At 63.4% G+C, this 11,667-nt stretch carries 12 protein-coding genes; 11 read left to right on the top strand and 1 reads right to left on the bottom strand.

Annotated features, from left to right (window positions below; genetic code table 11):
- From AC1Q5P_RS21285 to AC1Q5P_RS21260, 6 genes are all read left to right on the top strand, one after another.
- Positions 1-305 (top strand): zincin-like metallopeptidase domain-containing protein (locus AC1Q5P_RS21285; protein WP_492519963.1); only part of this gene is annotated, 305 nt, incomplete at its 5' end.
- Between the two features lie 11 nt (positions 306-316).
- On the top strand, positions 317-739 hold the full coding sequence (locus tag AC1Q5P_RS21280; protein ID WP_226019680.1) for a hypothetical protein: 423 nt from the start codon (positions 317-319) through the stop codon (positions 737-739).
- Between the two features lie 304 nt (positions 740-1,043).
- Complete coding sequence (locus AC1Q5P_RS21275) at positions 1,044-1,997, top strand: DUF2493 domain-containing protein (RefSeq protein ID WP_226019681.1); 954 nt, start codon at positions 1,044-1,046, stop codon at positions 1,995-1,997.
- Between the two features lie 122 nt (positions 1,998-2,119).
- Positions 2,120-2,581 (top strand): DUF6878 family protein, encoded by a 462-nt coding sequence (locus tag AC1Q5P_RS21270; protein WP_226019682.1) that lies wholly within the window; start codon positions 2,120-2,122, stop codon positions 2,579-2,581.
- Positions 2,582-2,591: 10 nt separating this feature from the next.
- Positions 2,592-3,020 carry a DUF6915 family protein gene (locus AC1Q5P_RS21265; RefSeq protein WP_226019683.1) on the top strand — a complete coding sequence of 143 codons (429 nt, stop codon included), beginning with the start codon at positions 2,592-2,594 and terminating at the stop codon, positions 3,018-3,020.
- Positions 3,021-3,321: 301 nt separating this feature from the next.
- A complete protein-coding gene (locus AC1Q5P_RS21260; RefSeq protein WP_226019684.1) occupies positions 3,322-3,711 on the top strand; it encodes a single-stranded DNA-binding protein in 390 nt (129 codons plus the stop codon).
- Between the two features lie 114 nt (positions 3,712-3,825).
- Here AC1Q5P_RS21260 and AC1Q5P_RS21255 read toward each other — a convergent pair whose 3' ends face one another.
- Positions 3,826-4,053 carry a DUF6437 family protein gene (locus tag AC1Q5P_RS21255; protein WP_129405210.1) on the bottom strand — a complete coding sequence of 76 codons (228 nt, stop codon included), beginning with the start codon at positions 4,051-4,053 and terminating at the stop codon, positions 3,826-3,828.
- Positions 4,054-4,400: 347 nt separating this feature from the next.
- Here AC1Q5P_RS21255 and AC1Q5P_RS21250 point away from each other — a divergent pair, with 347 nt between their 5' ends.
- From AC1Q5P_RS21250 to AC1Q5P_RS21230, 5 genes are all read left to right on the top strand, one after another.
- Positions 4,401-4,622: a hypothetical protein gene (locus AC1Q5P_RS21250; protein ID WP_226019685.1), complete on the top strand. Its 222-nt coding sequence runs from the start codon at positions 4,401-4,403 to the stop codon at positions 4,620-4,622.
- Positions 4,623-5,085: 463 nt separating this feature from the next.
- Positions 5,086-5,415 carry a hypothetical protein gene (locus tag AC1Q5P_RS21245; protein ID WP_083276889.1) on the top strand — a complete coding sequence of 110 codons (330 nt, stop codon included), beginning with the start codon at positions 5,086-5,088 and terminating at the stop codon, positions 5,413-5,415.
- On the top strand, positions 5,405-7,735 hold the full coding sequence (locus AC1Q5P_RS21240) for a type IV secretion system DNA-binding domain-containing protein (RefSeq protein ID WP_226019686.1): 2,331 nt from the start codon (positions 5,405-5,407) through the stop codon (positions 7,733-7,735). The genes AC1Q5P_RS21245 and AC1Q5P_RS21240 overlap by 11 nt, the downstream gene beginning before the upstream one ends.
- A gap of 44 nt (positions 7,736-7,779) precedes the next feature.
- Positions 7,780-10,689, top strand: coding sequence for a MobF family relaxase (mobF, locus tag AC1Q5P_RS21235; RefSeq protein ID WP_226019687.1), 2,910 nt, complete (start codon positions 7,780-7,782; stop codon positions 10,687-10,689).
- 79 nt (positions 10,690-10,768) lie between these two features.
- Positions 10,769-11,596, top strand: coding sequence for an HNH endonuclease (locus AC1Q5P_RS21230; RefSeq protein ID WP_492519962.1), 828 nt, complete (start codon positions 10,769-10,771; stop codon positions 11,594-11,596).
- The last annotated feature ends 71 nt before the right edge of the window (positions 11,597-11,667 follow it).

Below are 11,667 nucleotides of genomic sequence, written 5' to 3'. Positions count from 1 at the left end.
GGCAGTGCTGGAGGCAGCCGATGGTTTTCTTCCTCGAACCCCGGATTGGGGCTGGACTGTCAGGATATGTCGCCGAACTCTCCAGCGCCATGCTGGGCGCTGAGCTGGGGCTGCCCGTCACGCACCTCGATAGTCACGCAAGCTACATCGAGCATTGGCTCAAGCTGCTGAAGGATGACGACCGCGCCATCCTGACGGCTGCGGCCAAGGCCGAGGAGGCGTCGACCCTGCTGTTGAAGCTTGGCGGAAGGGTCATGCCCGAACAGTTTGACGACGCGTCAGACGACGCTGCGCTTGCGGCCTGAGGGAGGATGCCATGGGCCGATCGGTCAGCTATCCCAGCGGCGCAATCGTCGCCTTCACAGTGCTTGAGGTCGAAGCCGAGGACGACTGGGAATTCGAGTATGAATGGCTGCGCGAAGACCTGCGCGAGCGGGCCGGCCGAGCCTTCCCGTCGCTGATCCCGCATGACGGCTGGCGAGGCCGGGAAGACCGGATCCTCATGCGCAATGCCTATGCGGATTTCGGCGTATCGGTCTACGGCGCCCTGGTGGCCGTCTGGATCGTCGAGCGTGATGACGGCACCTATTGGGACGCCGATTGGCGTACGGCTCGTTCACCGCGGGCACAGCGCTGGCTGTCCCAGATCGCATCCCGCTTTGATGCCGTGTTCGGCGACTATGACTGTCTCGGGCATATGTCGAACGGGGAGGGTGTCTACGCCAAGCGTGCGGCTTAAGCCGAGCTGGGGCGGCGCATGCATGGGGCATAGGGCGTGCCCCTGCCTATGATCTGTTCCGAGCGCCCATGGCCTGGCGCCATGCGAGAGAGGCCCTGGGCCAGCCGCCAGTCTTGCGCAACCCGGCTTGGTCGGGCCCGTGTTGGCCTTCGCCCTTCGGGCTCAAGGCCTGCCCGCGCCAGCCCGCCAAGCCAGGTTTCCCCTGACGGGTGCGCAACCCTGACTGAATGCTGGCCCTGACGGGCTCTCGCTGGCGCAGCCATGAACGGGTGCGTCGGCCTCACGCCAGTCAGGAGGACATCCCATGCACACGTCATTCGCCGATCAACTCGCCGGGCTCGATCTCGCCGGCTTCTCGATTGGACCTGCTCCCGTATCGACCAGCGATTTCCCGGTCCGGGAGGCGGTCGTCCACACCCTCGAAGCGGTCTGGTCCGATCTTTTTGCCATGGTGTCCGGGACCGCTCTTGAAGCCGATGCCGAGGATCTCGGTTGGGCTTTCGTCAACATCTTTCACCGCTCCGCCGAGCGCAAATCGACTGCCCTCGACCGGGCGACCGACGAGGTCCGCGCGCTGATTGCGACGGCTGACGGATCCGAAGTCCACACCCACGACCTCGAGACCCAGGTCGAGCGGGCGCAGTGCGCCGAAAGCGCCATGCTGGCGCTCGAAGAGATGCGCGAGGTCGCAGCAAGCCTATACCTCAACGAGTTCGGTTCCTCCTGGAAGCCAGTCTCCAGTTCTCGGCTCAATCACAGTGCAATGCTCACCTCGGCGCTCGTCGAAGGTCGCGACTTCCTGCGCGCCCGCGCCGAAGCCAAACGCCGTGCGGCCATGCCCGAAGGAACCCCCGTCGTGTTCGCCGGAGGGCGCACCCGTCATGCTACTGAAGACGATGCGCTGACCTTCGGCAACAACGTCTGGGCGACGCTCGACAAGGTCCGCGACCGCGTGCCGGACATGGTGCTCATCCATGGCGGCGACACCAAGGGCGTTGACCGTCTGGCTTCGAGCTGGGCTGAACGTCGCGGCATCCCACAGGTGACATTCTCGCTCGATATGCGGCTGGGCGCCCGTGCCGGCTTCAAGCGCAACGAGCGGATGCTCTCCCTCGATCCGCGCTACGTCATCGCGTTCCCGGGCAATGGTGTACTCGAACGCCTGGTGATCGACGCCAAGGCTCGGCGGATCACCGTTGTCGATCGCCGCGGGCCCCTCGGCACCAATCCGAAGAACACTTCGGCCAGGACCGACTGAGACCCTGTCGGTCTTCGCGCCAGCGCCGGATCGGCGCTGGCGTCGTCCATGAGAGGAAAGGCGTGCGCCTGTCGGTTGGAGCCAGCGGATGGTCGTTGGCTCCTTTCTACAGGAGGCACTCCATGATCGATATCGAGGCCGTGATGGCCGACTTTGCCGTTCGCCAGGCCCAACGGCAGACCCAGGTGGTCGAAGAGATTCAGCAGCTCAAGACAGCCATTCTTCCGCGCTTGCAGGACGCTGGGATTACCCGAGTCGAGATCCGCTTCGACGGCTGCGGCGATAGCGGTGCGGTCGAGGAATGCGCGTGCCTCGATGCAGCCGGTGCGGCGATCGAGTGCCCTGATGTTAAGCTGCAAGACGGCGCCGCAGACACGGCGGAAGGTGCCGGTTCCGAGCAGCTGCAGTTGCTTGGGCAAGCTCTCGAGCAGCTGACCTATCTGGCGCTCGAACGTCATCATCCTGGCTGGGAGATCAACGACGGTGCCTGCGGCGAACTCGTGATCGATGTGGCTGAAGGGACCTTCGTGCTCGACTGCAGCCTGCGCTTCACCGCAACCGATGATCATTCGACCGAGCTCTAGGAGATCTGGCATGGCCCACTGCTACTACCACGCCCTCTCGTCGGTCCGGAAATGGGGCGGCACGGTCGATGACTATCTCCCGCTGCACCAGTGGTTCGACCAATCCAAGGCAATCCTGGCAGACCCCCGACATCGCGCGCTGCGGCACCATGCCGAGGGGATATTCATGCTGGAGGCGATCTTCGGCGAGACCCTCGTCAATGCCGATGGCCGGGTTGTTCCGGTGCGTCTGGTCGGCGAGCAGCACGTGCGCGAAGACTTGGGCTCGATCCCGTCCTTTGCTGACTGGGCGCGCTTGATCACGCCGCAGGCCTGGATGCTGCGAGGCAACCCTCTGGGCGGCGCTGAAGGGGTAACGATCGATATGCCTGTCCCCGGCGAAGCACTTGCGTCCAGGACCAGGCCACCTGCTGGAGGAGCGGTCCGTACCGTGATCTAGGAAGGGGTTCTCCGGTGGAGGGCTGGCGGGGAATGATCCGGCCAAGACCGGAGGGAAACGAGGCAGGGCAAACCTGTTCACGGCATCCAGCTCCACCCGGCTTCGATACCAACCTGTCCCTGAATCACCCCCGTCGAGACGCGCAACCCGGATCAGGTCCGGCCGAGTTGCCGGGCTTTGCCCGGCTGCCCGCACCACCCGAACCAGTTCCGGGTTCCCCTTCGGTGCGCTTCGCCGCGGGGCGCTTCTGCTCGGGTTTGCAGCCGGGATGGACCCGGAATGCTCGATCAGGAGAAAGCCCATGACCAATCTCGTTATCCTCGTTGGCCGCATCGCTCGCGACCCCGAAACCCGCACCACCCAGGGTGGAACCAGCATCACCTCGATCTCGGTCGTCACCGACCGTCCCGCCCGCAAGGATGGCAAGACCTACAAGGACGAGAACGGCTACACCGCCAAGGACAGCGAATTCCACCGGATCACCTGCTTCAACGGCCTGGGCCAGAACGTCGCCAAGTTCTGCACCAAGGGCCAGCTCGTGACGGTCGAAGGGCGCATCCACTACACGCAGTGGGAGGATCAGAGCGGCACCAAGCGCTACGGCTGCGAGATCATCGCCGACAAGGTCGACTTCCTCACCAAGGGCCGTTCGGGCGGCAACGAGGGCGCTCCCGATATCGACGAGGACTGAATGTCCTTACCCCACGACAAGGCCCCGGTGGCAGATGCCATCGGGGCCTTTTCTTTTGCTCGGGGGCTATGCGGCGGCGCGGGGCATCGAACCCCTTGCCGCCGCTGGTTGGGGCTACGCAGGGGCGATCCGCTTCAGCGTTTCCTCGATCCCGAGCGCCATTGATGCGCGGACAATCTGGCGCAGCTGGGCCGGTTCGATTGTCTCGGCGCCGCACTCGATCAGAATGTGGCCGAGGACAATCGCAGCCTCGTCGCGAAGCTTTGCTTCCTTGGCCGCCAGTTCGTCGCGCTGTTCCCGGAGCTTCTTCAAGGCATCGACCGGATTGTTCTTGCGGGGCATGTCAGTCCTTTCCGCCCCCTTGTTTTGTGGTCCCTCGATAGCTCCTTTGCCACCGCGCCCAGGGTGTAGGAAAATGAGAAAAGCGGCGCCCGACTACAGCCCTCCCCTGCAACCGAGAGGGTAGAGAGGCTGGCTCACGGAATGCCCAGCATGATGTCCGTCCACATGCCGCCTCAAGGACGGCAGGGCCCCACCATTTTGCCGGAGAAGGGATGAATCCCTCCCCCGACAAAATCGTTTCCCCCACCGCCGCTGACGCGGCCGCGCCGACGCGCGGTCCCTGACCCGTCATGCGCACGAACATCGCACTTCCTCCTGTCGTTCGAGACAACCTCAGGAGGATCATCATGGCTCATTCTGCACCTTGCACCGCTTCATCCCGCAGCTACTTCGAGGCCCTGGAACTCGCCGAACGCCGGGCGCTGCACAGCTACTTCGATCAGCACATCGTGGCAGACGACGAGCTCGGCTATATCGCCCTCGATGAAGGTGACTACTGCGCCCTGCCGGCACACCTGGCGGCGCGTGTCGTCCACACCATTCACGGATCGATGGTGGATGAATTCTGACGCCGAAAAGGGTGGGAGCCGGGAGCGGTTCCTGCCCTTTTATTTTGCTCGCCGTTGGTTCGTTTCGGCTCGGGATCAGTTGCGACGAGCGGAGTGCGGGCATCGGCGCCCGCACGCGCTTTGGCTCCGCGCTATCGAGGCCGTTCAATCCCTCCAGCATGTCCGGCGAAGTGACCGGATCACCTACTCGCAGCTTGGTAGACTGAGCACACCGTACGCAGTGACACTGCTGGATTTAGTATAGGTATATCAGTGTGATACGCTGAGTTTTCGGGCCGGTGTCAAACCAATTTGAGCGTGATGCATGCCTTGGATTCGCGATTTACGGGCAAATTGGGGCTACCTAACTCTCTGAATTGGTGCCAGTTTATCGCAATTGACGCGGCAATGTTCCTGATTTATTCTCATCACTGTCTTCCGCAAGATCGAACCAGGTTCGCAAGGGTCAATTGGACCCCAGAACATGGATCGGCATCTCAGTCTTCAGACATACGTACCCCGCCCACTTGCTGACTGGATCAAGGGCAAAGCCCGGGACCAGCAGGTCTCCGTCAGCATCGTCATTCGCGATCAGCTGGTCGATGCCTGGCAGCGTGAAAACGAAGCGCGAAAGCGGCCTGGGGCCCTCGACCCGGTAAGGCAAAACCTGTTCATCACGGTAGCCCTCGAAGCGCTCCTGGCCAGCCATACTGATGGCTCGTTGCGGCAGCGTACGCACGAGGCCTACAATCGCAGGCTCGCCCGGCTCGGGCTCAGCGCCTCCGCACCCGAGGGAGGCAGCGATGAAGCGTAATCTCCTCAACTTCACGCGCGGCAGCCAGCTCCTCGGTCACTTCGGTTTCATGTTTGCGGCAGGGCTCAAAGGGCCACTCTTGGTGACTTTCATAGTCACCGCCTGGCTCTCCTATTGGGAGGTGACCACGGCGCTTAACGACCACCAAATCTACCTGGCATGGATGCATCTCTATGCTTCGGGCTACGCCTTCATGGAGTTCGATCCCGGCAAGCTGGTGGAGCTGAAGCTGGCCGGTGGCGGCACCGTCCGCCTGCCATTCAATTTCGTTCGCGACTTTCCTCCAATGCGTGAGGCCGTAGCTGCGCTCGGCACCGCCATCCGGCGCGGCATGGGCCTTTCTGCGCTCATCCTCGTCCCTGCCTTTATCGCCTTTTGGTGGTTCGCTGAACGGTTCGGCGGCAAATCAAAGGAGCGCAAGCACGAGCGCGGCGCGATGCTTGTCACCCTTGACGAGCTCGAGGCAGAAATCGACCGGCACAACAGCACGGAACGTGCCCGCGAACTGCAATCCGCGCTCGGCTGGAAATGGCGGCTGGCAGGCGCGGCAGCGACCGAAGAGGCAGGCTTTTACAGCCCGGCTCATCTCGCCGGGGTTCCCTGGCCGTGGCGGCTTGAGCAGAGCCATACGATGCTGATCGGCACGACCGGCACCGGCAAGACCGTGGCCCTGAGCCAGCTCCTCGCCGAGGCCCGGGCGCGTGGGCAACGCGCGGTGGTTTTCGATCTCACCGGAGCGTTCATCGAGGCCTTCTACGACCCCGAGCGCGACATCATCCTGAACCCGCTCGATGCCCGCTGCCCGACCTGGAGCGTTTTTCATGACTGCACCAGCGAGGGCGAATTCCACGCCGCCGCCGAAGCGCTCGTTCCGCACGACGGTGGCGGCTCGGAGCAGTTCTGGGTGCTCGCCGCCCGCATGCTCTTCGTCGAGATGTGCCTCCATCTCCAGCGCACCGGGCAGGCTACCAACCACGCGCTCGCTACCCGGTTGATGACCGCCGATCTCGCGCAGGTCCACAAGCTCATGCGCGGCACCATGGCCGACCCGCTCACCGCTCCAGAAGCGGCGCGCATGGCGGAGTCGATCCGGGCCGTGTTCAACGCCAATGCCAAGGCGCTCAAGTTGCTGCCCAACAATAGCCCTCGCTTCTCGGTGCGGGACTGGACTCGAGGTATCTCCGCTCCGGGATCGATCCTGTTCCTCTCGGCGCGCTATGTCGACATGTCGATCTGTTCGCAGCTGCTCACCTTGTGGCTCGACACAGCGATGAACACGCTGATGACCATGGAGCGCACCCCGGACCTCAGAATCTGGTTCCTGGTCGACGAACTGGGAGCATTGCACCGGCTGCCCGCGCTGGAAAAAGGGCTCCAGACCGCACGCAATTTCGGAGGAGCGATTGTCACTGGCGTCCATGCCTTTGCCAAGCTCAAGGAGGTCTACGGCGAGAACATGGCGATGACCCTGTCGTCGCTGGCTCGAAGCAAGCTCATCCTTGCAACCGCGGACCGGGAGACGGCGACCTGGTGCTCCGACTTTATCGGACATCGGCAGGTGCGCGACATGGAGGAAGGGTACAGCTACGGCTACAACAATGCTCGCGACGCCGTCAGCCTGACTCCTCGGCGACAGATCGAACCACTGCTCCTTCCCGACCAGTTCATGAACCTGCCGCGGCTCTCCGGCTACCTCAAGTTCCCGGACGGATTCCCGGCCGCTCCGGTCACCCTCGTGCCGCGCCGATTGCCCCGGCTGGCAGAAGGGTTCATTGCGCGCGTCTCCGAACCTGGCCCCCAGCGGGCTGTCCCGGATGAGGGAGCCGCTGCGAGCACCTCTTCGCCTGCATCGCGATCCGAACCCGCCGAAGATGCGCCGGCCGCGAATGACGATGGTGCCGGCAAGCCGGTCGTCCCCCGGCAACTGAAGCTCGACCTAATGGGCGTGAACCCCGCGGCGGATGAGACAAGCCACAAGGGCGACGAACAGCCCCGAGCCACGCCTTCCCATGAGGTGCGGGCAGCGCTTGATGAGAGCAAGGATGAGGCAGCTACCGAAGCCACCGCGGCGGGCGGAACAGCTGCGACACTGCCTCCAGGACCGCTTCTCTCTGGCAGGAGTGAAGCTACCGACTTGGCGCAGCTATCCACTGATGAGAAGGCGCTCATACAAGGAGACAAGCCCGGTGCGAGTGACCTCAAGTCGCAGCCGATCAAGCGGCCGAACGAGCGACAACATCCTCGCGAACGGGCCGAGCGGGACTTGCTCGAAGGCGGCATCGAGAGCGGCGAACAGGACTTCTACGAACCCGATCTTTGAGGGCCGCAAAGCAAGGGGGCACCTTGCTCGAAGGATCAGGATCCATGCTTTCGGTTGCCAATGTCCGGTCAGCCTCCGGCGCGGCCAGCTACTTTGCTGCCGATAACTACTACGCGAGCGCGGATGCCGACCGATCAGGTCAATGGGTGGGATCAGGCGCCGCGGCACTGGGCCTTTCCGGAGAGGTCGACGCCGCAGTCTTCGACAAGCTCCTCAAAGGCGAGCTCCCCGACGGAACCAGAGTCGGCCGCGAGAACCAGCACCGAGCCGGGACCGATCTCACTTTCTCGCTGCCTAAGAGTTGGTCGGTTCTCGCGCTCGTTGGCGGCGACAAGCGGATCATAGAAGCCTATCGCGAAGCGGTCATCGAGACGCTGCGATGGGCCGAAAAGAACGCGGCCGAAACGCGCCTCGTTGAAAACGGGAAAGTGCGCACGGTTCAAACCGGCAACCTCACCGTGACGCTGTTCCAGCACGATACGAACCGGAACCAGGAGCCCAATCTCCATTTCCATGCCGTGATCGCCAACGCCACGAAAGGTGCCGATGGCAAATGGCGAACATTGAAGAACGACCGGCTCTGGTCGCTCAACACGCTCCTCAACAGCATGACGATGGCCCGCTTCCGCCTTTCGGTTGAAAAGCTCGGCTATGCGGTAGGGCCCGTTGGCAAACACGGCAATTTCGAGGCGGCAGGCTTTACCCGCGAGCAGGTCATGGCCTTCTCCACGCGGCGCCACCAAGTGCTCGACGCGCGGCGTGGCCCCGGGCTTGAAGCTGGCAAGATTGCCGCCCTCGACACCCGCAGCGCCAAGCAGGCAGTCGCAGATCGGGGCGCACTTGTGTCGAGCTGGCAAGACCATGCCCAGGCCGCAGGCCTCGACCTGCCGGCTATGGTTGAACAGGCGCAGACCCTCGCAAATCCAGCATCTCGCACGCCCGCATCCGGCACCAGCCTGATCGAGCGCGGCAAGGCGTGGCTTCGGGACTTTGCCGAGCGGATCAAGGGCAATCCTGCCGATCCGCTAATCCCGGCTCACGTGCTCAAGCAGGACCGCGAAGCCGTTGCCGCCGCCCAGGCAACGGCCTCTGCCGTACGCCACCTCTCGCAGCGCGAAGCAGCCTTTCCGCGTGAGGCGCTGTACAAAGCAGCGCTGGACTTTGGGCTGCCCACAACGATCGCGGCCGTCGAAACGCGGGTCAATGCGCTGGTCCGTTCGGGCGATCTCGTTCCTGGGTCAGGGGAGCATAAGGGCTGGCTAACCTCGCGCGATGCGCTTGCAAGCGAGCATCGCATTCTCGCTGCCGTCGAAGCCGGGAGGGACGCTGTCGCTCCCCTTCTCGTCAGCAATGAAGCAGGCGCACGGGTCAAGGCCGTTGCTGCCATCAATCACGGTATCGACCTCAATGCTGGCCAGGAAGGGGCTGCGCGCCTGATCCTGTCATCGACCCACCGGACGATCGCCATCCAGGGTGTAGCAGGTGCCGGTAAGAGCAGTGTCCTGAAGCCCGTGGCACAGATCCTCGGTGAGGAGGGCACGGAGATCATCGGGCTCGCGGTCCAGAACACCCTGGTGCAGATGCTGGAGCGCGATACCGGCATCACATCGATGACTTTGGCTCGACTGCTCAAGAACTGGGCGCCGCTCCTGGAAGATCCTGGAAATACCGGCCTTCAGGCTGAGGCGAAGGAAGAGCTGGGCGACCGGGTCCTGGTCCTCGACGAAGCTTCGATGGTCTCGAACCACGACAAGGAACGGCTCGTGACGCTGGGCAATCTTGCTGGCGTCCGGCGGCTTGTTCTTGTTGGCGACGCGCGCCAGCTCGGCGCGGTCGATGCGGGCAAACCCTTCGATCTCGTCCAGAAGGCGGGCATCGCGCGCGCAGACATGACCACCAACCTGCGCGGCCGGGACCCGCAGCTGCGTCTCGCCCAGGCCGCTGCTCAATCGGGCGATGTCCATACCGCCCTCGGCCATCTCAAAGGCTCGACGATTGAGACAAGGGGCGACAGCGCATTGGTCGCTGCCGAGCAATGGCTAGCGCTGGCGCCACAGGACCGCGATAGGACCGCGATCTATGCCTCTGGTCGGCTCTTGCGCAGCGCGGTCAATGACGCCGTGCAACGCGGGCTCAAGGCCAATGGCGAGCTCGGCAAGACCTCACTGGACCTGGCCGTGCTGTCACGGGTCAATGCGACCCGAGAGGAACTCCGATACCTTTCGGCCTACCGCCCAGGCATGGTTCTCGACGTTCGCAGCCCTGACAAGCAGCAGAGTCTCCCGCGCGGCGAATACAAGGTCGAGAGCATCGACGATAAGTCCCGCGAAGTCCGGCTCCGCGATGCCAAGGGCAGAATGCGAACGCTTCGCCCGAGCCGCATCCGCCCTGGTGAGAAGGACGATCGGCTCGCGCTGTTCGAGGAGAAGCGACTTTCGGTCCATGACGGCGATCGGATTCGCTGGACCGAGAACGATCATCGGCGGGGCCTGTTCAATGCCGACCAGGCGCGGATCGAAGCCGTAAAAGGCGCGCGGGTCACGCTGGTGACGTCATCTGGCCTGCGCCATGAACTCGAGCGCGGGGATCCGATGCTGAGGCGACTTGACCTCGCCTACGCGCTCAATGCCCATATGGCCCAGGGGCTGACGTCGGATCGAGGTATTGCAGTCATGGACAGCCGTGAACGCAATCTGGCCAACCAACAGACCTTCCTGGTCACCGTCACCCGCCTGCGGGATCACCTGACCCTTGTGGTCGACAGCGCCGACAAGCTTGGAAAGGCCGTGGCCCACAACACCGGCGAAAAGACCTCGGCACTGGAAGTGACCGAGCGGCTCCGCGAGGCAGCCGCGAAGGGCCTGGCTGCGGGAACCGCGACCAAGGAAGATCAGAGCAAGCAGCCGCCCGAACTGGCCAAAGAGCGCAATAAGCCCTTCGAGATCGGCATTTGACGTCTTCGCTTTCGAGCCTGGACGGCGGAGCGTTCTCCAGGCAACCTGGTGGTTATCTACTTGAACTACAGGCGGGACTGTGAAGGGCGTTTTCGAGATCAGCGGCAATTCGCGGTACGACGACGCGATCACCGAGCGGTATCACTTTCCGAGCAATTACCTGTCGGTTGCGCGAGATCTCGTGAGCGACTGGATCGTTTACCGCGAAACCCGGGTCTCTGGCGGGCGAATGGCCTATATCGCCGCGGCCTTCGTCGAACGCATCGATGCCGACCCGAGCGATCCCAGCCACTTCTATGCGCGTGTGCGCGACTATCTCGAGTTCGACCAGCCTGTCCCCTACCGCGACAGCAGCGGCCGCTTTGCCGAGCGGTTCCTGCGCGAAATGGCAAAGCCAGGCGATGCCGGGCGAAGCCTGCGCGGCAAGTCGGTCCGCATGCTCGAAAACGAAGATTTCGTGGCGATCGTCAATGCTCGGCTTGCCGAAACCCTCGATCCCGAAAACCGGATCCGGCTGGAGCTCGATGCCCCGCGCATCGATCCGGAGACCAATCTGCTTCTGCAAGATTACTTCGCGCAGCGGCGGGTCGAGCAGATGCTCGTAAACCGCAAGATTCGTGACGCGAACTTCCGCAACCACGTCCTTGGCGCTTACGAGAACACCTGCGCTGTCACCGGGCTCAGGATTGTCAATGGCGGCGGCAAGGCAGAAGCCCAGGCGGCTCACATCTGGCCGGTTGCCGATGGTGGTCCTGACATCGTCCAGAACGGGGTCGCCTTGTCAGCAACTGCCCATTGGCTGTTTGACCGCCACCTCATCACCTTTGACGACAACCTCTGCCTGCTCGTGTCACACAACAAGGTGCCGTCCGAGCTTCTGCAGCTGTTTCCGCCGGCCGGTCTGTAGCGCGACATCGTCGGTGACTGGTCAGCGACATTGATGGTGATGTGTCAGCGGTGACGTTGGGGATAGTGTCA

It is taken from the genome of Novosphingobium sp. GW835-FHT14H07 (genome assembly GCF_058793515.1).
Note: the sequence above shows the minus strand (reverse complement) of the source record. Positions and strands in the feature narration are given on the sequence as shown.

Excerpts from the sequence above, each read along its gene's own strand:
- AC1Q5P_RS21280 (WP_226019680.1), top strand. The coding sequence starts at position 317 with ATGGGCCGATCGGTCAGCTATCCCAGCGGCGCAATCGTCGCCTTCACA.
- AC1Q5P_RS21275 (WP_226019681.1), top strand. The coding sequence starts at position 1,044 with ATGCACACGTCATTCGCCGATCAACTCGCCGGGCTCGATCTCGCCGGC.
- AC1Q5P_RS21270 (WP_226019682.1), top strand. The coding sequence starts at position 2,120 with ATGATCGATATCGAGGCCGTGATGGCCGACTTTGCCGTTCGCCAGGCC.
- AC1Q5P_RS21265 (WP_226019683.1), top strand. The coding sequence starts at position 2,592 with ATGGCCCACTGCTACTACCACGCCCTCTCGTCGGTCCGGAAATGGGGC.
- AC1Q5P_RS21260 (WP_226019684.1), top strand. The coding sequence starts at position 3,322 with ATGACCAATCTCGTTATCCTCGTTGGCCGCATCGCTCGCGACCCCGAA.
- AC1Q5P_RS21255 (WP_129405210.1), bottom strand. The coding sequence starts at position 4,053 with ATGCCCCGCAAGAACAATCCGGTCGATGCCTTGAAGAAGCTCCGGGAA.
- AC1Q5P_RS21250 (WP_226019685.1), top strand. The coding sequence starts at position 4,401 with ATGGCTCATTCTGCACCTTGCACCGCTTCATCCCGCAGCTACTTCGAG.
- AC1Q5P_RS21245 (WP_083276889.1), top strand. The coding sequence starts at position 5,086 with ATGGATCGGCATCTCAGTCTTCAGACATACGTACCCCGCCCACTTGCT.
- AC1Q5P_RS21240 (WP_226019686.1), top strand. The coding sequence starts at position 5,405 with ATGAAGCGTAATCTCCTCAACTTCACGCGCGGCAGCCAGCTCCTCGGT.
- mobF (WP_226019687.1), top strand. The coding sequence starts at position 7,780 with ATGCTTTCGGTTGCCAATGTCCGGTCAGCCTCCGGCGCGGCCAGCTAC.